Annotated in this window: 18 protein-coding genes and 1 tRNA gene; 12 read left to right on the top strand and 7 right to left on the bottom strand. The window is 34.3% G+C overall.

Going from position 1 to position 22,332, the window contains the following annotated elements:
- The first annotated feature begins 93 nt into the window (after positions 1 to 93).
- From LPC20_RS03875 to LPC20_RS03845, 7 genes are read left to right on the top strand one after another with little or no spacing between them, the layout of a single operon-like run.
- The gene (locus tag LPC20_RS03875) at positions 94 to 582 is read left to right on the top strand and encodes a T9SS type A sorting domain-containing protein (RefSeq protein ID WP_229326664.1); all 489 of its coding nucleotides are present in this window, start codon (positions 94 to 96) and stop codon (positions 580 to 582) included.
- Positions 579 to 1,196 (top strand): hypothetical protein, encoded by a 618-nt coding sequence (locus LPC20_RS03870; protein WP_229326662.1) that lies wholly within the window; start codon positions 579 to 581, stop codon positions 1,194 to 1,196. Before LPC20_RS03875 ends, LPC20_RS03870 begins: the two co-directional genes overlap by 4 nt.
- A gap of 9 nt (positions 1,197 to 1,205) precedes the next feature.
- The gene (locus LPC20_RS03865; RefSeq protein WP_229326660.1) at positions 1,206 to 2,747 is read left to right on the top strand and encodes a DUF7151 family protein; all 1,542 of its coding nucleotides are present in this window, start codon (positions 1,206 to 1,208) and stop codon (positions 2,745 to 2,747) included.
- Between the two features lie 27 nt (positions 2,748 to 2,774).
- Positions 2,775 to 3,446, top strand: coding sequence for a hypothetical protein (locus LPC20_RS03860; protein ID WP_229326658.1), 672 nt, complete (start codon positions 2,775 to 2,777; stop codon positions 3,444 to 3,446).
- Positions 3,443 to 3,751, top strand: coding sequence for a hypothetical protein (locus LPC20_RS03855; RefSeq protein ID WP_229326657.1), 309 nt, complete (start codon positions 3,443 to 3,445; stop codon positions 3,749 to 3,751). The genes LPC20_RS03860 and LPC20_RS03855 overlap by 4 nt, the downstream gene beginning before the upstream one ends.
- Before the next feature lie 16 nt (positions 3,752 to 3,767).
- A complete protein-coding gene (locus LPC20_RS03850; RefSeq protein WP_229326656.1) occupies positions 3,768 to 7,835 on the top strand; it encodes a LamG-like jellyroll fold domain-containing protein in 4,068 nt (1,355 codons plus the stop codon).
- A gap of 1 nt (position 7,836) precedes the next feature.
- Positions 7,837 to 8,760 carry a PorP/SprF family type IX secretion system membrane protein gene (locus LPC20_RS03845; RefSeq protein ID WP_255658818.1) on the top strand — a complete coding sequence of 308 codons (924 nt, stop codon included), beginning with the start codon at positions 7,837 to 7,839 and terminating at the stop codon, positions 8,758 to 8,760.
- A gap of 72 nt (positions 8,761 to 8,832) precedes the next feature.
- On the opposite strand, the gene LPC20_RS03840 is transcribed toward LPC20_RS03845, so the two are convergent.
- Entirely contained in the window at positions 8,833 to 10,521 is a 1,689-nt protein-coding gene (locus LPC20_RS03840) for a sodium/sugar symporter (RefSeq protein WP_229326654.1), read from the bottom strand.
- 198 nt (positions 10,522 to 10,719) lie between these two features.
- Between LPC20_RS03840 and LPC20_RS03835 the strand changes: the two genes are divergently transcribed.
- On the top strand, positions 10,720 to 11,130 hold the full coding sequence (locus tag LPC20_RS03835; protein ID WP_229326653.1) for a DUF2452 domain-containing protein: 411 nt from the start codon (positions 10,720 to 10,722) through the stop codon (positions 11,128 to 11,130).
- Between the two features lie 2 nt (positions 11,131 to 11,132).
- Here LPC20_RS03835 and LPC20_RS03830 read toward each other — a convergent pair whose 3' ends face one another.
- The 5 genes from LPC20_RS03830 to LPC20_RS03810 all read right to left on the bottom strand — a co-directional run bounded on the left by LPC20_RS03830 (position 11,133) and on the right by LPC20_RS03810 (position 15,809).
- Positions 11,133 to 12,428, bottom strand: a complete 1,296-nt coding sequence (locus LPC20_RS03830) for a DASH family cryptochrome (protein WP_229326652.1) — start codon at positions 12,426 to 12,428, stop codon at positions 11,133 to 11,135.
- Positions 12,425 to 13,960 carry a cryptochrome/photolyase family protein gene (locus tag LPC20_RS03825; protein WP_420827831.1) on the bottom strand — a complete coding sequence of 512 codons (1,536 nt, stop codon included), beginning with the start codon at positions 13,958 to 13,960 and terminating at the stop codon, positions 12,425 to 12,427. Before LPC20_RS03825 ends, LPC20_RS03830 begins: the two co-directional genes overlap by 4 nt.
- Positions 13,961 to 13,968: 8 nt before the next feature.
- Positions 13,969 to 14,106, bottom strand: a complete 138-nt coding sequence (locus tag LPC20_RS03820; protein ID WP_229326651.1) for a DUF2256 domain-containing protein — start codon at positions 14,104 to 14,106, stop codon at positions 13,969 to 13,971.
- Entirely contained in the window at positions 14,072 to 15,580 is a 1,509-nt protein-coding gene (locus tag LPC20_RS03815; RefSeq protein WP_229326649.1) for a cryptochrome/deoxyribodipyrimidine photo-lyase family protein, read from the bottom strand. Before LPC20_RS03815 ends, LPC20_RS03820 begins: the two co-directional genes overlap by 35 nt.
- 149 nt (positions 15,581 to 15,729) lie before the next feature.
- Positions 15,730 to 15,809: transfer RNA gene (locus tag LPC20_RS03810), tRNA-Leu, on the bottom strand.
- Between the two features lie 352 nt (positions 15,810 to 16,161).
- Between LPC20_RS03810 and LPC20_RS03805 the strand changes: the two genes are divergently transcribed.
- The 3 genes from LPC20_RS03805 to pth all read left to right on the top strand — a co-directional run bounded on the left by LPC20_RS03805 (position 16,162) and on the right by pth (position 18,499).
- Positions 16,162 to 17,103 (top strand): ribose-phosphate pyrophosphokinase, encoded by a 942-nt coding sequence (locus tag LPC20_RS03805; RefSeq protein WP_229326647.1) that lies wholly within the window; start codon positions 16,162 to 16,164, stop codon positions 17,101 to 17,103.
- 27 nt (positions 17,104 to 17,130) lie between these two features.
- The gene (locus tag LPC20_RS03800; RefSeq protein WP_229326645.1) at positions 17,131 to 17,736 is read left to right on the top strand and encodes a 50S ribosomal protein L25/general stress protein Ctc; all 606 of its coding nucleotides are present in this window, start codon (positions 17,131 to 17,133) and stop codon (positions 17,734 to 17,736) included.
- Between the two features lie 88 nt (positions 17,737 to 17,824).
- A complete protein-coding gene (gene pth / locus LPC20_RS03795) occupies positions 17,825 to 18,499 on the top strand; it encodes an aminoacyl-tRNA hydrolase (protein WP_229326643.1) in 675 nt (224 codons plus the stop codon).
- A gap of 10 nt (positions 18,500 to 18,509) precedes the next feature.
- Here the strand turns inward: pth and LPC20_RS03790 are convergent, their stop codons facing one another.
- Entirely contained in the window at positions 18,510 to 21,179 is a 2,670-nt protein-coding gene (locus LPC20_RS03790; protein ID WP_229326641.1) for a zinc-dependent metalloprotease, read from the bottom strand.
- Positions 21,180 to 21,377: 198 nt separating this feature from the next.
- On the opposite strand from LPC20_RS03790, the gene LPC20_RS03785 reads away from it, so the two are divergent.
- A complete protein-coding gene (locus LPC20_RS03785; RefSeq protein WP_229326639.1) occupies positions 21,378 to 22,307 on the top strand; it encodes a bifunctional riboflavin kinase/FAD synthetase in 930 nt (309 codons plus the stop codon).
- Positions 22,308 to 22,332: the final 25 nt, after the last annotated feature.

The raw sequence follows: 22,332 nt of genomic DNA, 5'->3' as shown, positions 1-22,332 counted from the left end.
AATGATTTCCAACGATATTTTGAAATGCTTAAATGAGTTAGGCTATTTTTAATTCGAACTGTCCCCGCATTTTCAATTTTACTAAAAACACGAATGAAAAAAACAATACTAGTAGTATTTCTAGCAATTGGTAGCACTCTTTATAGTCAAAACTTACAACGCCAAATGGTAACTGCTCAAGGTAATAGTTTTACCATTGCTAATGGAATGTACATATCTCAGTCTATAGGGCAGCAGAGTTTAACTGGTACTTCTCAAAAAAACAATCTTACTATTTCGCAAGGATACCAACAAAGTCTGTGGAGCAATTATATTAAAACCTATGACGCTTCGATTATAAGTACAAAAACTTATCCCAATCCTTTCTTTGACACAGTCTATTTTCAATTTTCACAACTAATAAATACAAGCATTCAGATTACACTATTTGACATAACAGGTAAAATAGTATATCAAGAAACAAAAAAACCAAACGAAAAAATACTTTCTATTACAAACCTACAACTACCATCCGCAACTTATCTAGTACGTTTAACTGCAGATAAATTGAATTATTACACTCAAATCATACAATCAAAATGAAAAAACTATTTCTAATTATCAGCTTTTATATAATTTCTCAAAATAGTTTCGCACAAGAAGTCTATTTCTATACAGGGAAAAATTTTACTACTTATGATTTTAAAAATTCCAATGGCGCTACCAATCCTAACTTAAAAAATGGAACAGGTAATTTTTATGAATTGGGTTATACTAAGCCACTATCTAATGAAAAAATAAATGTGCATATAGGCTTATCCCTGAATGAATACAATTGCGTAGGCGGCAACACAAGTAATAGTTATAGCTGGGATACACAATATCTGGGAATTCAATCCCGTCTATCCTACTCTCTATTAGACAGACGTAGTAGTTTTGACATTATGCCTCATTTAGGTATGAACTTAGGAACTATCATTAGTGGTAAGCAGACCATCAACGGAACCTATTTTGACTTGACTAAAGAAAAAGAGTTCAGTGGATTATTAGCAACTCCAGCATTAGGTATACAGGTAAAATACAACCTTGCTGCTGCGGGTTACATCAGTTTAGGATATGATTATTGTAAAGGAATCAATTTAAGTAATTCAACCACACAAAAATTAGCCTTTACGACCCATCAATTACAATTTGGATTACACTATGTTATTAAATAACACATCAAAATGAAAAAACACTACACCTTCCTTATTTTATTATTTACATTTTGGAGCTATGCTCAAAATGGAATTACCTATCAAGCAGTAATTTTAAATCCAAATACAGAAGAATTGCCAGGTGCAGACAACTCCCGTTTGCCTTTGGTAAATCAAGACATTACTTTAGAATTTAAAATTCTTAATGCCTCTTCTTCATTAGACTATCAAGAAACCATCAACACACAAACTGATGAATTTGGAATGGTCAATGTTGTCATTGGTACCGGTACACGAAAAGCTGGAATAGCAACTCAATTTAGCACCATCAATTGGGATGGTTCTGCTAAAAATTTAATTGTATCCCTAGATCCAAGTGGTCAATCAACTCATTTTATAGAAATTAGCAATCAGCCTTTTACTTATGTTCCGTTTGCGCTCTATGCTGCACATACAGGAGTGGCTGGAACACAAGGCCCTGCTGGAAACAACGGATTAGATGGTAAAACTCTCTTAAATGGAACAACTAATCCAATTGCTAGCCTTGGAACCAATGGGGATTTTTATATTAATACTGTTTCAAGTAGTCTTTTTGGACCAAAAACAAATGGGATTTGGGGAAGTGGTGTACCACTAGTTGGCCCACAAGGAATTGCAGGACCGCAAGGAATTGCAGGGACTAATGGAACCAATGGAACTAACGGATTAAGTGCTTACCAAATTTGGCTAAATACTGGTAATACCGGAACAGAAGCACAATTTTTAACAGCATTACGCGGGGCAACTGGAGCTCAAGGAATACAAGGTGCTACAGGACAGCAAGGCATAGCAGGAACAAACGGCACCAATGGCTTAGATGGAAAAACTATCCTAAACGGTAATCAAGACCCGACAAATAGCACTGGAAACAATGGTGATTTTTACATTAACACGACTACTAATTTGTTGTTTGGCCCTAAAACTAGTGGGGCTTGGGGGAGCGGTATTGCTTTAGTAGGACCACAAGGTGCAGCTGGAGTCAATGGAAAAAATTCACTAATAAACACAACTACTGTACCTTTAGCTAGCAATGATTGTCCTAACGGCGGAATAAAAATTGAAGTTGGTTTAGATTTAAATAATAATGGAATACTAGAAAGTAACGAAATTGAAAATAGTAAAACAAAATATATTTGTCAAACAACTCAAAATTCAGGAAGAGTATTTGCAATTAATAGCCAGGGTACTTACCAAGTCCCGTCAGGTAAAACTTGGACTATAACAAATATTATTGTTGGGTCTACTCCACCAACAATAAATTGGACAGGTAATTTTGTTAGATACATTTCATCTGGGGTAGATTGGAGTGGGTATGGAAATTGGATAATTGCAGATTTTGGAAATATATTAATACAAAAATATAAAGCCGAGGTTTTTCAATTTGGACAAAATGGGGTCACTAGTTCAAGTACGCGAAACTTATCAGATACATTCTTGCAAAATGAATTGAATATCTCATTACCAATCGTACTAAACTCTGGCCAAAGTTTAACAATAGTGTCAGGATTAATACTAAACATTACTGAAAATTAGTATGATAAAAAATAAAACTTAAACAAAATGGAAGAATTAAAAAATATTTTACTTGAATTTTCACAAACACATTTAACTGAAAATAACGGTTGGTTCAATTGGTGCGTAAATGAAAATCATTTACCAAAAAATATAATACTGCCAGACGGTAATAACTACAGTAAGAACATTAGTTTAAAAAAACAGCTTCATACTTTATGGAAAAATGAAAAAAATGAAACTATTAAAGGTGATTTAATCGAGTATTATATTGTAAAATGGGGTGGAATTAAAACTAACGGAGTTGCTTCTCTAAATATATATAGATCAAACAATGCAGAAGAACTTATTCTGAAAGGAAACCAAGGTGTTGCTTCATGGTCAAAGGCTTTGGTTGTTCACGATTGGAATAATTATGCCATTTTTGATGCAAGAGTTTCTTGTTCTTTAAATATTCTACAGATTTTATCCAATAACGAGGCTAAAATTCTGTTTCCTATTCTTTCTAGCCGCAATAATTTAATAAAAAAAGGTAATTCAGAAATAAAAGAAATTTCAAGAATTGAAAATTGGTCTAGACTTTCAAATAGAATATTTTATGAAGAATACATAAAACTTCTAAAATCCGTCGCAAAAGAGTTAAACTCTAATATATCAACAATAGAAATGTTACTTTTTGCTAAAGCTGAAGTATTAGTTAATGAACTACAAAATAAATGAAAAGAACAAAAGAAACTATATCCGCACCCATTTTTACCCATTTAACCTTAGGCAAAAGATCTTCGTTTGATTATGCAATTGAGAATGGTGTTTTACTACTTCGTTTTGGAAAAATGAATTATTTCTTAGCTGTTAAAAACGAAAGTGTTGAAAGTGTTAAAGAACGAATTAATCAAGTCAAAAAAACAGATAAAGAAATATACCACTTTCGCTCTTCGTTGTACAACCAACCTAAATCGCAAGAATGTCCTAATAACAAATTTTCGGTTTATGTAGCTTGTTTACTGATACATCATAAAATTTAAAATACTCCCAACAAATATGAAATTGAAACTAAAAATACTGCTCTGGATTAGCTTCCTTTTTACACATTTAGTTTTTGGGCAAAGTCTTAAACTGACTAATACGAATCAATATGTGAATATTGGTGATTTAGATATTTCAGGTAACCAACTCACCGTTGAAGCAAAAATTTTCATATCTGCAACTTCAGCCTATGCTATGAATATTGTTTCAAAACATACTGACTCCTCCAATCTAAATTATTTATTACGACCTAAAACATTTGAAATTAGCACAAGCAATGGGTTTTACTTAATGAACAATCCCTATGCTTTAGAATTAAATAAATGGTATCATGTTGCAGGCACTTATGACGGTCAATTTGTGAGGTATTATGTGAATGGATGCTTGGTAATTAAAAATCCTGCCACTGGGAATTTATTGCAAAATAATATAAACACTGGAATTGGAAATAGAACTTCAAACTTTCAAGAGTTTGAACAATTTTTTGGCTCTATTGATGAAGTGCGAATATGGAATGTATGTAGAAGTGAAAATGATATTAAAAACAACATGAACACTCTACCCAATCCATCTACTCAAGTTGGACTTAAAGGGTATTATAAATTCAATTCTAGTTTATTAAATGAGATAGCTAATATAAATCATGGAGCTGCTGTAGGTTCAATTCAATATGATAATGAAGCAACCTCAATTAACACTTTTAATTATACTGGTTATACTATACTAAGTTCAACCTGCAGTCAATATACTGTTGAATTATTGTCCAATGTAAATACTGCTCAATATTCGCTTAATGGCACCAATTACTCAACTTCTAATTCACTTACAATTAGTCCAGGAAATCAAAATATTTGGATACGAAGTCCTGAAGGATGTGTGATTCAAAGCGTTTTAAATTTACCCCCTATATCACTTACAACGCCTGCTTTTAATCAAATAGCGCCTATTTGTTCAGGTGGCACAATCAGTTTGCCATTAACTTCCAACAATGGAATAACAGGAACATGGTCTCCAGCTTTAAATAATACAGCTACAACTATGTATACTTTTACACCAATAGCTGGTGCATGTAGTACTACAGCTACGATGACCATCGAAGTTTTACAATGTAGTGAAATTTGTGCGGATGGTTTAGATAATGATAATGATGGATTTGTGGATGGATTTGATTCTGATTGCCCATGTGTTGATAATACTTATTTTAATATTTGTCAGCCAGAATGCCAAATTGATTTTACTCCTGAACCCTTATCTATAATTCAGAATTGGTCAACTAATACGCCAATTATTACAATGTCTTCTATAGTTAGTGGTGATATAAATAATGATGGTATGACTGAAATTGTTGCTCTAGGAACAACAGGTATGACTGTAAATAACCCTAGAATTACATCTGGAATAAATATTTTTAATGGGTCAAATGGAAGTTTAATTTCAACTTTTCCAACACCATATATATATTGGGAAGCCCCCGGTAGTATACTTATTGCGGATGTAAATAATGATGGATTAGGGGAAATCATTTTTGCATCAAGTACTTCAGGTAATAATGCGATTAATCAAAGGTATTTGTTTTGTTATGATATTAATGGGAATTTAATATGGAAATCTAATGTACAATATGGCGCAAATACCCCTGGTAATAATAAAGGAGGTGGAACTCTAGGTATTGCAGATTTTAATTTAGATGGAATCCCTGAAGTATATATTTTTAATGAAATCTTTAATGCTCAAACAGGAATTAAATTAATTGATGGAGGTAGTAACGGTATTGGAAGAATGGAAACTTCACTAAACAATTTACTTAATGGGGTCTACTCGTTAACTGTAGCAGCAGATTTAACCAATAATTTTGGATTAGAATTAGCTGCAGGTAAAACAGTTTATGATATAATTATTACCAATACTAACGGCACTTCTGGAAATACTATGTCACCAATTAATAATCCTTTAAATAAGGATGGATTTACTTCAATTGCTGATATCAATTTAGATGGTCTATTGGATGTTGTAGTTTCAACCTCTGGTAACTCCTCCTCTAGTTTATTATATATATGGAACCCAATCACAAATAATATTATTTCTAGCATTAATATACCTACTGGCACCAATTTAGATCTGGTTGGAGTGCCTTTTATAGGAGATATGGATGGAGATGGAGCTCCAGAAATAGGGGTATGTAGGCCATATAAACTCCTTACTTACAAATTTATTAATAACAATTTAGTCTTGAAATGGGAATTAATTACAACTGATAATAGTGGAGCTACAAAAATTTCTATGTTTGATTTTAATCAAGACGGAATTCAAGAAATTATTTATCGTGATGAAACCCAATTAAGAATAATTAATGGTTCTGGCACAACACCTATAGTATTATCAAATTTTTCTTCATTGTCTGGCACAGCATTTGAAGGACCTGTAATTTGTGATATAAATAATGATAATCAATCAAACATAATAATCACCTCAGACGACCCAACACTTGGCCCTTTTAAGGGAAGAATTCAATCTTTTAAAAGTAATGGACAACCATGGGCTCCTTCTAGAAAGATATGGAATCAATATGCCTATTTTAATGTCAATATCAATGATGACTTAACCATACCGATTCAACAACAAAATCACGGATTACAGTTTTATAATTCTCTAGGAAGTTGTTTAGGCGCAACTTTAAGACCATTAAATAGTTTTATGGCCCAAGAAACAATTAGAGACATTTCGGGCTGTCCAATATATCCGGCTCCAGATTTAATAATTAGCCAAGTAGATAATATAGTTTATGATTGTAATAACCAGATTACTAGTTTTGATTTAACAATTGAAAATCAAGGATCTAAAACTGTTTTAACAGAATTCAACATATTGATTTTTGAAGGCAATAACACTAATCCAGGTAGCTTAATTAAAAGTGAAATGGTTAATTTTTCAATAGCTCCATCAACACAAGCAACTGTTACTATTGAACTATCAAATTTATCTTTAACGGATGTATTTGCAATAATTAATTTTAATAACTCAAATCAATTTTTTCCATATAACTCAGTTAATGAGTGTGATTATTCAAATAATTTTTTTAATTTTTCTTTAGTGTCAAAACCAATTACTCCTACTTTTACTCAAGCACCTACAATTTGTTATGGGAATCCATTAGTAGATTTGCCTAATTTATCAACAAATGGAATTACAGGAACTTGGTCACCAGCTCTTAATAATACTGCAACTACCACATATACTTTTACACCAAATTCAGGTCAATGTGCAACGACAACTACCATGACCATAAATGTTATTTCAAACATTTCACCCCCAACAGGCAACCCTATACAAGTATTTTGTGCTAATCCAACACCTTTGATTTCAGATTTAACTGCAACAGGAACTGCTATTCAATGGTATGCATCAGCTACGGGTTCAACAACTTTAAATAATAATGACGATTTAACTAACGGAACTATCTATTTTGCTACTCAAACTATTGATGGTTGTGAAAGTGCTAATCGTTTTCAAACCACTGTTACAATCCAAAAATTACCAACACCCGAAGGAGATGGAATCCAAAAATTCTGTACTGAAGAGAATCCTGTTATTTCAAATTTAATTATAACAGGCAACTCTGTCCTATGGTTTGATGCCCTTACAAATGGAATGATTATTGACAATCCAACATTATTACAAGACAATACAACGTATTATGCAACAACTCTAGATAAAGCAACTGGTTGTGAAAGTTCACAACGATTAGCTGTTAAAGTAGATCTTTTTAAATGTAATATTACTGCATACAACTTAATTACCATTAATGGAAATTCATTAAACGACCAATTAACTTTTGATGAGATCTCCTATTTCCCAGATAATTCGGTGAAAATTTACAATCGATATGGAAAATTAGTTTGGGAAACTACCGGATATGACAATATGAATAACTCTTTTAAAGGCAAAGCTAATGTTTCGGGGGTGTATATGAAAGACAGCTTTTTACCCTCTGGAACCTATTTTTTCATTTTAGTTTACAATAATACATTTGTAGATAAACAAACCGAATTAACCGGTTATTTACAAATTGACAGTACAAATTAATATGCACATAATTAAATCAAAATTTCTTTTTTTGTTTATAGCATTTGGTTTTATGCGCTTATCTGCTCAGGCTGATTTTAAGTTGTCTAATTTTAGCTTAACGCCTTTAGCATATAATCCAGCCTATGCAGGGAGTAATGGAGGCATAAGTCTAACTAGCGTATATAGTTCACAGTGGGTAGGATTTCCTGGCGCACCAAAAACAATTCTTTTTAATGGTCATCAAGCAATTTCTGACAGATTAATGGGATTAGGTGTCAATGCTGAAATTGACAAAAGAGGAACTGAAGAAGAAACAAAATTAGTTGCCAATTATGCTTACCATTTATACTTAAATAACTATTGGCAAATTTCAATGGGTATTAAAGCTGGAGTTCAAAACTATGTTGTAGACTATAGTCTTCTATCAATTGAGAATCCCTCTGAATTCATTGCTGGAATTGGAGAACAAAAAACATTAAATTACATTTTTGGCACAGGGTTTTATCTTTATAATAAGAATTTTTTTATTGGTGCATCAATTCCTAATCTAATTAAACCTAATTTATTAGATTCAAGAAATTCAATTATTTCTCAACAATCCATGAATTATTATTTAAGTTCAGGTTACAAAATTTATACAAATGAAAATATATACATTCAACCTACATTTCTAACTCGATTAGTAAAAGGGGCACCAGTTAGTACTCTAATTTCGATGAACTTTAATAGTAAAAATGAAATATATGCAAGTGCAAATTTTGAATTCAAATCTTCAATAGGTCTTTTTGCAGGAATTAGAATTTATGAAAACTACTTATTTGGATATGCATTTGATAAATCGATAACAAAATTTAATTCTCAAAATAACGGAATTCATTCTTTTTATATAAACTTCAATATTGAAGGAAGAGATAATAGACCTTGTAGTTGTTACAATTTTTAAGGCCTTACTTAAAAAACGTTAACATTAAATCATACTGTTAGAGGTTTTTTTTATTTATTGAATCATATCCTACTACCAAAACCTTACATACAAGGCAAAAATAATCAAGACTAAGGCCACAATTAAAACAGTTGTTTGTGGTTTCATTCTGAACATCACTTTGTCCAATTCAAAGGCTTTTTCGTTGACTTTAGGTCCAGCCAAACTTACTATAATCATTAAGAGCATAGTAAATATAAAAGACAAACCCATGCAAATTAAGAAGGGTATTTCGTAACCGCCTTTGCCGTTAGGGTAAGCTGTGTACAACCAAGTGTCGTTGCCAAACCAAGCCGGTGCCAGTTCGTTAAATACCACAGACAAGGCAAATCCTGCCAATACACCTACAACAGCTGCAGCACCTGTAGTGCGTTTCCAAAACATTCCTAAAATGAACATCGCAAAAACTCCCGGGCTAATAAAACCAGTGTATTTTTGGATGTAGGTAAATCCGCCCACACCTCCAATGCCTAAAGTATCGTTCCAAGTAAAAAGTACTGCCAGCAATAAAGCAGCAATAACAGCATATTTCCCAACGTTCACTTGTTTCGTATCTGTTGCTTCCTTTTGAATATATTTTTTATGAATATCTAAGGTGTAAATTGTAGAAATACTGTTGACTTTTCCTGCCAAAGAAGCCACAATCGCTGCAGTTAATGCGGCTACTGAAAGTCCTTTCAAACCCGTAGGCAAGAAAGTTAAAATTGCCGAGTAAGCACCGTCTTTCCCTCCCACTAATTGTGGTAAATGACCTCCCTGATGTAAAACATAAGCCGCAATTCCAGGCAAAATCACAATGAGAGGCATAAATAATTTAATAAAACCTGCAAATAAAATTCCCGAACGCGCCGTGTCTAAATCGGCACCCAAAGCACGTTGGGTAATGTATTGGTTACAACCCCAATAATTCAGATTGATAATCCAAATCCCCGCCAAATAGGCCATTGCTCCTGGAATAGTCAAATATTTATTAATCTCTTCTTGAGTCGAAGTGGCTGTTGGTTCAGGCATAATCATTTTGAAATGTTCTGGCGCCTGTTCCATCAATACCTGAAAACCAGCAATGGCATCGTGACCAAAACCAAAATAATGACTTACCGTAGTCAAAGCAATATAGGAAGTTACCAATCCGCCAATCAGCAAAACCGCCACCTGAATCACGTCGGTATAAGCTACTACTTTCATTCCGCCAAGTGAAATTACTAAGGCAAAGGAAGCTAATCCAATCATTATAATATGCAAGTATTGGCCTCCAGCCAAACCATTAATAGCCACAGCTCCTAAGTATAAAATGGAAGTCAAATTCACAAAAACATACAAAAACAACCAAAACACCGCCATAATCAAAGCCGTCGATTCGTTATAACGCGTCTTTAAAAATTGGGGCATAGTGTAAATTTTATTTTTCAAATAGACGGGAATGAACCAAATGGCAACTATCAATAAAGAGATGGCCGCAATCCATTCGTAAGCGGCAACAGCAATCCCCAAAAAGAAGCCTTCGCCACTCATTCCAATGAATTGTTCTGCCGAAATATTAGAAGCAATTAAAGAAGCCCCGATAGCCCACCAAGTTAATTTACCTTCAGCTAAGAAATAAGCCTTGGCATCGTTTTCGTTCTTTTCGCGTTTGCGATAAATAACATATCCATAAATGGATACTACTAAAAAGTAGGTAATAAATACAATATAATCGGTTAATTCAAGGCTGTTTTGGTTCATAGTTTTTTTGGTTAAATAGCGGAAATAAATATAGTGGTTTTGGTTTAAATGATGTTGAATACCTATCAAATTCTTTCATTGCTTCAAATTATCTTATTTTATCCTAATTTTTTGTTTTGTTTAACCAATATAAAATTTGAAATAGTGTAATTTTGAACTCTTTAGCGATTCCCACATTAAAAACACGAACAACAAAGTATGGACAATAAAAAACCTGACAACATTGTATATTCTGAAGAGCAAGGATACAACGCAAGTTTACTTCCGTATGCTACGAGTGTAGGTGCACCCGTTATTACAACGGATGATGTTGTTGCTTGGAAATCCCGTGGAATCCATAGTGTCAATAAGGAATTTGAAAACAAATTTCAGGAGTTACAATCGGCATACCAAAAATTAATGGACGATTACAAATGGAATGAATTAGTCTACAACGCTAAATTTTCCTTCGAACCAGTCATTGGCGAAACCTATCATATGTATTTGGGTGATGATGGTATTGAATTTTTATCATTGATTGCACCCAATGAATGGAACAAAGAATTCATCGCTTCATTCAAACTCAATAGTGATAAAAAATGGGTGGTTTTAGAAACAAAAACCGACTAAACTTACTCGGTTAACCAAAGTTTTCTGAACGCTTTGTTTTTGTCATAATCAGTTGCTTGTTTCTCAATATTAAAGTAACGGTGTCCCCTTGGGTCATTACCAACTCCAGCTAAATAGGCCCAATTGCCCCAATTGCTGCACACATCATAATCGATTAATTGCTCTTCAAAATAGGCTGCTCCAAGTCGCCAATCCATATTCAATTCGTTACAAAAATAACTCGCTACGTTTTGTCGTCCTCTATTACTCATAAATCCTGTTTGTTGTAATTCGAGCATATTTGCATTTATAAAATCAGAAGCCGTAGTTCCATTGACCCACTGAGAAAGTAGTTTTTCGTTTAAAGATTTGGAGTTGCCTTTTTTTAATTTGATTCCCTCATACAAGAAAAATTTGGTTTGGTATTTCTTAAACATAAATCGGAAAAAATCACGCCATAGCAATTCAAAAACCAACCAATAAGTCGAATCATTAGCGCCAAATTGCATTTCGTATTTTTTAACTTCGGCATAAATGTATCGTGCCGAAATACAACCCATAGCCAACCATGGCGAAAATTTAGACGAATAGTCCGCACCTACCATTCCGTTTCGGGTTTCTTTGTAAGTAGACAAACACTGCGTATCATAAAAATAATGCTGTAACCGCTGAATGGCCTCACTCTCTCCTCCTTTAAATGCTAAAACGGCACGAGAATCGATAGTAGTTTTCGAAATACCTAAGTCCTCTAATGTTGGTAATTCTATAGCAGGGATTTCAGGCGAATTAATTTGTTTTGGAGCTGTAAATGGTGGCCTAATTTCAGCATCCTTTTCTGTTTTTTTTCTGAAATTAGTAAATACATCCGGAATATTTTTGATAGAAAAAGGCAAATCTTCGGCATGGTATAATGTACTGGTACTATAAGTGTCCAATTCGCAACGCAATTTGAACAATTCCGTTTGCACTTTTTTCTCAGTTTGTTTTTCTTCAAAAGCTACCTCGCGCTTGGCGAAGACTTTTTGCGCTTTATATTCTTGAACTAATTTGGGAATTTCAACTTCAGGCTTACCCATTACTATGCGCAAACCTGAACCTAAAGTTCGCAATTTGGCATCTAAATCTTCAAGCGATTCCAATAAAAACTGCGCTCTAAAACTCCCCGTTTTTTTAAATCCGTAAACCGAAGTTTCAAAATGAGCTTCATCAAAACAATACACAGGAATTACCTTCTCGCTTTGTGAAATGGCTTTTAAAAGTGTTTCGTTATCTTCAATTCGTAAGTCGGTTTTAAACCAAACTAATGCGTTCTTTATCATAAATTATTGATGTTTTTCAAATAATAATCGGCTTGTTCCAATAAGGCAACTTTGTCATCGGGTTTCATTTTGCGCCATACATTGTACATCATACCAATTCGGGGATTTTTACCTAATTTGTCTTCATTTTTATCATAAAAATTCCAATACAAACTATTGAAAGGACAAGCTTTGTCTCCTGTTTTTACAGCCTTTTTATAAAAGCAACTTCCACAATAATGACTCATTTTGTCAATGTATGCTGCCGAACTCACATAGGGTTTTGTACCTACGATGCCGCCATCTGCAAACTGACTCATCCCGCGCGTGTTCGTAATTTCTACCCATTCAATCGCATCGATATAAATGCCCAAATACCAAGCGTCCACTTCATCAGGATGAATTTCTGCTAAAAGTGCAAAATTACCTGTAACCATCAAGCGCTGAATGTGGTGTGCATAGGCGTAATTCAGAGATTGATTGATTGCATCTTTCAAACAATTCATTTTGGTTTTTCCTGTCCAAAACCATTCCGGAAGTGAGTTTTCGTTATTGAAATAATTCATCGTGGCATATTCGGGCATTTTGTTCCAATAAATACCTCTCATATACTCGCGCCAGCCAATAATTTGGCGCACAAATCCTTCCAATTGATGGTAGGCAATTGCTTCAGGACGGTTTTCCCATTCTGTAATTGCTCGCTGAATCACTTCCAAAGGTGAAATTAGTTTCACATTCATAGAAAACGAAAGTCGGGCGTGATACAACGACCATTCGTTAGGCGTCATCGCATCCTGGTAACTCCCAAAAAGTGCTAAACATTCCGTCACAAAAAAATCGAGTAATTCAAGTGATTGCTTTCTGTTAATGGGCCAAACAAAATTTTCTGCATCGATGTTTCCAATGCTTTTGATATCTGTTTTTTGAATTTCTGAAACGATTTTGGTTACATCATTTTGGAAAACCAAAGGCGAAGTGGGTTTGTGATCTTTGGGTAATTTTTTTCGATTTTCTCCATCGTAATTCCATTTTCCTGTCAAAGGCTTGTCGCCCTCCATTAAAATATGGTGTTTTTTACGCATCATATGGTAAAAACTCTCCATTAAAAAGGTTTTTTTACCTTCGAAAAAATCACCTAATTCGTTTCTTGAACTCATAAAATGCTCCGAATCGCATACGTAACTTGTAATAGAAAGCGACTGGCATAAATTTTTCAACTGTTCGTCCAATCGGTATTCGTCTGGGAATTGGTATTCAAAATGGGTAAACTGTTCTTTCTCTATTAATGATTTGATGTTTTTCTCAAACGATTGTAAATTATTGCCATCATTCAAACGAATATAAATTACTCGATGTTGTTGCGATTGTATTTCGGCAGCAAATTCTTGCATCGCCGAAAAAAACCCAACTATTTTTTGAATATGATGCGTGGCATAATCCGTTTCTGTTCGGATTTCCATCATCACATAAGTCACCGAATCATCAATGGTTTTGAACCAAGAATGATTGCTGTTCAATTGATCTCCGAGAACTAATCGTAACGTTTTTGACATTTATTAATTTATTTTTTTCCTCTGCATTTATCACTACAGTATTTTACTTCGTCCCACACTTTTTCCCATTTTTTACGCCAAGCGAATGGTTTTTGGCAAACGACACAAACCTTAGTTGGTAGGTTTTGTTTTTTTACTCCTCGCATTTTTTGGTTTATTGGGGTTACTCACGTGTTTTTGCAAAATTCGTTTTCCTTCTTGTTTCACTTCATCTTTTTTGCGAAAGCTCCAAACGATATCGCTGGCATACTTTCGAGTTGCTTCAATATCAACAATAGGAGCTGGATAATCTGTGCCAATAATGCAATTATAAAATTGCTGCTCCATTTCGTTCATTTTCCAAGGTTCGTGAAGCAAATGCACGGGTACTTCAGCTAATTCGGGGAGCCATTGTTTAATGAAAATTCCATCAGGATCATGCTCTTCAGAATTTTTAATCGGACTGTAAATTCGTATCGTATTAATTCCCGTGGTCCCAGATTGCATTTGAATTTGCGGATAATGAATTCCAGGTTCGTAATCTAAAAACTGCCTTGCCAAGAAATGCAATTCACGCCAATCTTGCCATAAATTAAAAGTGAAAAATGACACTACCATGGCGCGCATTCTAAAATTAATATAGCCCGTTGCTACCAAACATCTCATACAGGCATCGACAATTGGCACACCCGTTTTTCCTTCTTGCCAAGCTTTGATGTAGGTCTCGTTTTTTGGTTTTACCAAAGAATCATAGGCACGGTTGGCGTTTTCAAATTCCATTTCGCATTCGTCTTCAAACTTTTGAATGAAATGGCAATGCCAATGCAAGCGCGAAACAAAATTGAGAATCGCTCGTTTATTTTTAGATGACTCGTAATGCTGATTCGTATACTGATAAATCATCCGCATACTAATGTTTCCATACGTTAAATAAGGCGACAAGCGACTGCAGCCTTTTCTACTCAAGGCCGGTTTTGAAATGTGTTTGCTGTAATTGACATACCGTTCTTTAACAAAACTATCCAAATAACGCCAGGCCCAATATTCGCCTCCACGTTGAAAGTTAGGATTTGGAGTAGTGATTTCAGTTGATAAATCCGCGCCTTTTATTTTGTCATAAAACTCCGAATCTAATGCTATCGTTTTTAAATCGGATTCATTTATAATTTTTGGGGTATCACGCATGACTTGTTCCCAGCGCTTGTCCCAATCTTGTCTTGATTTTAATTTACGAATGACACCGTGCATCTGAAACTCTTTCCAAATGATGTCATTGTCATCGAAAAACGCTTTCATTTCCAAATCGCGGTCGTAGGTTAACTTATTTCCGATTTCTTGATGGGAGAAAACAGATTTTACTTCATATTTTTGAATTAATTTGGAAAAAACAGTTTTGACTTCGTCATGAAAAAAATAGATTTTTGCTTTCGACGGCGCTAATTTTTTATTCAAATCCTGAATAGATTCGTAAATGAATCGCCAATGGCGAACATCCGAATCGGGATAACTCATAACGCTAGGTTCAAAAAAACAAATGAACAACAGCGGCACACCCGATTGATGCGCATGAAACAAGGCTTCATTATCCACCAAACGGAAATCACGTTTGAACCAAACAATATGTAGGGACTGTTTTTTCAAGAAAGAAAAATAGATTGATTTTTTGTTTAATTATTCTTTAAAAATAATAAACAAATGTACTGTTTTTCGTCTCACAAAAAAGTAAAAAGTGAATATCAATTAGAAAAGTTAGCAAAACAAAAAAGCCTCTTCTTTCGAAGAGGCTTTTGTACCCGGAGCCGGAGTCGAACCGGCACGGTTTCCCACAGGTGTTTGAGACCAGCGCGTCTACCAATTCCGCCATCCGGGCAAATTGTAGCTTCGAAATTTCTGATTTATTTTTAAAAAAAATAAAAGTAAAACAGTCATCCGGGCTTAGCAGACATAAAATAACAACAGTTATTTTAACGCAATAAAAGAGGAGTTTAATACAAAATCAAGCCTCGATTCCTTTAACACGGTGCAAATGTAAAAAATAAAATTAAACGTGCTACAAAAAATACTTAAATTTTTCCTTTCAGAGTTGGATAAATTTTATAAATTTGCAGCTCGTTAAAACACAGCTAACTAACTAACTACAACCGAGGCGTATAAAGTAGCTACAACTATTATAAAATTAATAGTATAACTATAAAAAGGTCACGGACTAATAAACAATACGAATGTCGCACCACGAACCAGAAGCTAAAATTTTTGCATGTTCAAAAAGTGTATACCTAGCAGAACAAATTGCGCAAGCATATGGAGTGCCACTAGGAAAAGTAATTACCTCAACCTATAGCGATGGTGAATTCCAGCCTTCTTTTGAAGAGTCTATAAGAGGATTACGTGTATTTATAGTTTGTTCGACTTTTCCAAGTGCGGACAACTTGATGGAATTGTTATTAATGATTGATGCGGCTAAACGTGCATCAGCTAGACATATTACTGCTGTCATTCCTTACTTCGGTTGGGCAAGACAGGATAGAAAAGACAAACCAAGGGTGCCAATTGGAGCTAAATTAGTAGCCAACTTATTGGATGCCGCAGGAGCAACAAGAGTAATGACTATGGATTTACACGCAGATCAAATCCAAGGTTTTTTCGAAAAACCAGTAGATCATCTTTTTGCTTCTACTATCTTTTTACCGTATGTAAAAAGTTTAGGTTTGGATAATTTAACGATTGCTTCCCCTGATATGGGAGGTTCTAAAAGAGCCTATGCGTATTCTAAATTTTTAGAATCAGATGTGGTGGTTTGTTACAAACAAAGAAAAGTAGCCAATATAATTGACACTATGGAGTTAATTGGAGAGGTGAAAGGCAAAAATGTAATTCTTGTAGACGATATGATCGATACCGGAGGCACATTGGCGAAAGCAGCCGATTTAATGATTGAAAAAGGAGCATTGAGCGTAAGAGCCATTTGTACTCACCCAATCTTATCTGGAGACGCCTACGAAAAAATAGAAAACTCAAAATTGAGTGAATTAATAGTTACCGATTCTATTCCGTTGAAGAAAAAATCGGACAAGATTAGAGTGTTGAGTTGTGCGCCTCTTTTCGCAGAAGTAATGCACATGGTGCACCACAACAATTCCATTAGTGGAAAGTTTATTATGTAATATTTTTAATAACTATATTTTTTTACAATGAAATCAATTACAATCAAAGGATCAGAAAGAGAAAGCGTGGGCAAAGTTGCTACTAAAGCCTTACGTAATGCTGGAGCGATTCCTTGCGTTTTATACGGAGGAGATCAACCAGTTCATTTTTCAGCAGAAGAAAAAGCATTTAAAAACTTGGTTTACACTCCAAACGCACACACAGTTGTGATTGATTTGGGTAAAGGAAAATCATTCAATGCAATTTTGCAAGACATTCAAGTTCACCCAGTAACTGACAGAATTTTACACATTGACTTCTTCCAATTGTTTGACAATAAAGAAATCACTATGGAAGTTCCTGTGAAAATTGTTGGTACATCTAAAGGTGTTCTTGCAGGTGGTGTTTTACGTTTGAACACTCGTAAATTAAAAGTGAAAGCTTTACCTAAAAATCTTCCAGATTTTGTTGAGGCTGACATCACTCCACTTGAAATGGGTAACAAATTGTATGTTACGAAATTAGTTTCTGACAAATACAAATTAATGCACCCAGACAATACTGTAGTTTGTCAAGTAAGAATTTCTCGTGCGGCTATGAAAGCGGCTCAAGAAGCTGCAAAGGCTGCAAAAGCACCAAAAGGAAAAAAATAATTTTTTTTCAATCCTACGAAAAAGCATCAGTTCTACAACTGGTGCTTTTTTTTTGGTTGATTCTTTTAAATAAGTTTATTTTTGCAGTATGATTCAATGGATAAAACAACTGTTTGCCTCTAGTAAAACAGTAAGTGATACAGATAGTAAGAAACCGGAGGTTCACGAACACACAAATGACAATATGAAAAGCGTGAGTAATAAATTTTTAATTGTTGGGCTAGGGAATATCGGAGCCGAATATGTCAATACACGCCATAATATTGGATTTAAAGCATTGGACTTTTTGGCTAAAAAGGAAAATCTTTCTTTTGAAACGGTTAAATTAGGCGCTCTTGCCGAATACAAATTCAAAGGGCGTACTTTCTTTTTGTTAAAACCCAACACCTACATGAATTTAAGCGGGAAAGCGGTTAAATACTGGATGGATAAAGAAAATATTCCTTTAGAAAATATATTGGTAATTACCGATGACTTGAACTTGTCTTTTGGCACAATTCGCATCAAACCCAAAGGAAGTGATGGCGGGCATAACGGACTCAAAAACATCAATTTAATCTTGAATACTCAAAACTATACTCGTTTCCGTTTTGGAATTAGTGACCAATTCAAAAAAGGACAACAGGTGGATTATGTTTTAGGCGAATGGGATGAAGAAGAAAAAGCTAAACTCCCTGAACGACTTGAATTAGCAGCTACAATTATACAATCTTTTGGAACTGCTGGTCTAGAAAACACTATGACTAGCTACAATGGAAAATAAGAACCACTAATTACTCGATTACTATTTTCTTGGTTAATTGTCTTGGACCATCTTTTACTGTTACAATATAGACTCCCGTTTGAACATTGACTAGTTGGATTGTTTCATAAAAAATGGTAGTACTAAGGAATTGTTTTTCGTAAATTTTTCTTCCTAGTAAATCATGTACCATAATTGTTTTTTCTGCGACTTGATCGCTTGTAAAAATAACATTAAATTCTCCTTGATTTGGATTTGGATACACTAAAACTGAGCTTAAATCTATTTCAAATGGAGCGATCGGAGTAAATGCTTTGGTGCAAATGGTTACAGAAGCTGACTGAATAGACCCACTATCTCCACTAAACAAATCTCTGGCTCTGATGGACCAATTTCCGGAAGGATTACTATCATTTAATACATTTAACGGATCTATTGGAACTACATTTTGCAGCAGCGAAGAGGTGCAATTAAGTTCTGTTCCTTGGTCATCAAAATTAAGTTTTAAACTAGAATTAGTATCTCCACATTTGTTTTCTAACAGTTTTATTACTCTCCTTTGCGGACTTATTAATTCAATTTGAACGTCTGAAATATATTCATGACTCAATTCTACTTTTACATTAACATCAGAAACCATTGACGAGTTAACTGGAACTGAAATTGTTCTAGTTAACGGAGTAATAGACTCTGGTATCACGAATGGCGTAGGAAAATCGTAGGTGCTACATGTGGTAACAGAAGAGTATCCTATTGCAAACGATTCTTTATTTACGGTGTAAAAAATTGAGGATACCGGTTCAATTAAGAGTCTGCAATTTTTACCAACAATTCCTTTAGGAACTACTATTAATTCTGAACCATCGTTTGGAGTATTTGATTTTAAAACAATCGGAAATGTTTGACCACCATCTATTGATAATTTTATATTGACATGAGAAGCTCCTGGCAACTTCATAGTGTTATTTACAGCCCATGTTATGGTTTGAAAACTAGAAGCAGGCCATGACAAATCAGCTTCGCTTTGCGATAAAAATTCAAAAGGACCTGTAGTCGCATCAACCTGAACTTTCATAGTGTCTGAATTAGTCTGTGCTACATTACCTAAAGCATTATCTCTAACTGTTAATGCAAAATTTAATTCTCTTGAAATGTCTACAACAGATTCCCACTTTGATGTTAAAACTGAGTTTAAAACATTCGAAAATGAAGGAAAAAAACGAATTGGAGATGAAGAGGGATAAACGGATCTAAAAAGGGGTCCGTTTTCTTTTGTTGGAAATGCAACGCTAGAACTTCCAGAAGTATTGATAGCAGAATCTATTTGTTCCCAACAATAGCTAATGCTATCTCCATTTGGATCTGTAGAGGTTCCTTTTAAATAAAATGGCGTGCTTTTTGGAATTACATAATCAGGACCGGCATTTACTGTTGGAGTCTGACTAGACAAAGTGGTAACTACGGGACAACTTTTAGCGGAAAGATTAGTTAAAATTTGTTCGATGCTAACTTTAGAAAAATAATCGTCCGAATTCAATTGAACATTGTAATCTGTTAACCCAGCATAACCCATTATAGTGGAACCGCTACCTGGTTCAACACTAACTCCAGTGCCCTCTATTTCATGAGAAAAAGTATGATTAGCACCTAATTGATGTCCGATTTCATGCGCTACAAAATCTATATCAAAGGTATCTCCCTCGGGTTTACCATCTGAAGGCGAGGAATAGCCACTGCCTTTAGCTAAATCATTCTGTGATTGTGGATTGTTACAAACACACCCTATACAGCCAGCATTTCCACCGCCACCTGAAGCGCCAAGTAAATGTCCAATATCGTAATTTGAATTTCCGATTTTTGCAGAAAGATCTCTTTGAAGTTGCATATTCCAAGCGCCTTGAGCGCCAATATTTGCAGGCGAAAAAGGATCAGTCGCGGCATTGGGATAAATTAAAATTTCTGTATTGGGGATTAAATTTAAATGCAATGCTAAATCTTTATTAAAAACTCCATTTACTCTTGTCATGGTTGCATTCATAGCCGCCAAAGCTTGTGGCACTCCTCCAAAATGAGCAGTGTACTCTCCTGTACATGCGAGTGCCAAACGAAGTGTTTTGAACATACCGTTAGAAGAAACAGTCTTTGATGATAGAGACCGTATCGGTTTAGCCATTGATTCAAAAGAAGTGCAAATTAAACGTGCCTCCGATTCATTATCACGACTTGAAAAAATAGTATAAATGGATTGCGGAATGGAATACCCTTCTATAAACTCTGACCCAGAATTAGCGCGAAGTATCATAGACTGAAATCCATAGGGCGAAAAACTAAAATGAATAACAGCTGTTTTATCACCACTACTTTTACCTGAAAAAGCTCTGATTTCTGGATATTTTTCTTGTAATTCAGGAGCAAAATTAGATAATTCTTTCACTACAAATTGTTCTAGGTCTCCATTGGAATTAGGAAACTCAATTAGTACGAAATCACCTTTCCTTTTATGAGACAAAACTTCTAATGAGGTCTTAAGTTGCTCTTGATCTAAATAAAATAGCAACTTACTCTTCCTTGATGGATTAGCTCCAGCATCGTTTTTTAGGGTAAAATCGGAACTAGGGACTCGTTTCCATGGAGAAACAACTTGGGCATTTACAAGTGTATAAAAAGTAAATAAAAAGAATACAATACAATTTCTTTTCATGGATTTGGAAGCTTTGGATGACCAAAATTAGCTTATTTTAACGGAATTAAATTAGGGAGCTATATAATTTTACACATAAAAACAATTTTTTTTAAACTTTTGATTGATAGTTTAAAATTTCAGATAAAACCAACACGCATTGCTTCAAAATTTCAAATAGATTAACGTAAATTTGCAATCAAAATAAACGAAAAAATATTGAAAATTTTTCATTCCATACACGATTTTGAATCAGATAAGAAAACCATTCTTACGTTAGGCACTTTTGATGGTGTGCATATTGGACATACTGCAATTCTTAAAAAATTGATTCAAAACACTCATAATGGAGAGTTTGAAAGTACCGTTCTCACTTTTTTTCCTCACCCTAGAATGGTATTACAAGGAAAAACAGATTTGAAATTATTAAATTCCATTGATGAAAAAATAGGGTTATTTGAGAAAATAGGGATTGAAAATTTAATCATCCATCCTTTTGATGAGGTTTTTTCTCAATTGACTGCTGAAGAATTTGTCAAAACTATTTTGGTTGACCAATTGCATATTCAGAAAATAATTATTGGCTATGATCATCGTTTTGGAAAAAACAGAACCGCTAATTTTGAAGATTTAGAAGCGTTTGGTAAAATATATGGTTTCGAAGTCGAACAAATATCAGCACAAGAAATTAATGCAATTTCGATTAGCTCAACCAAAATCAGAACTGCACTCGAAGAAGGAGAAATTCATCTCGCTAACGATTATTTAGGTTATGATTATGTTTTTAGCGGAACCGTTGTAAAAGGAAAACAATTAGGGAGAACCATTGGGTTTCCAACAGCTAATATTCAATTAAGTGAAGATTATAAACTAATTCCTATAAACGGCGTTTATATTGTGCAAGCACTTATTGAGGAAAAGGCAGTTTTTGGGATGATGAACATTGGATTTAATCCAACCGTTGAGGGCAAAGAGAAAACGATTGAAGTACATCTATTTGATTTTGAATCAACCATCTACGACCAAAAAATTACCGTATCTATTATTCATCCTATTCGGTCAGAACAAAAATTTGAGTCGGTAGCATTACTAATCCAGCAACTTCAAAAAGACAAAGAGTATTCGTTACGCTATCTTAGCGGATTATAAATGGTGGATTGGTGTGAGATAATAC

This window comes from Flavobacterium ammonificans (genome assembly GCF_020886115.1).
In the GTDB taxonomy this organism is placed as follows: domain Bacteria; phylum Bacteroidota; class Bacteroidia; order Flavobacteriales; family Flavobacteriaceae; genus Flavobacterium; species Flavobacterium ammonificans.
The sequence above is the reverse complement of the archived record's forward strand: the minus strand, read 5'-3'. Positions and strand labels throughout refer to the sequence as shown.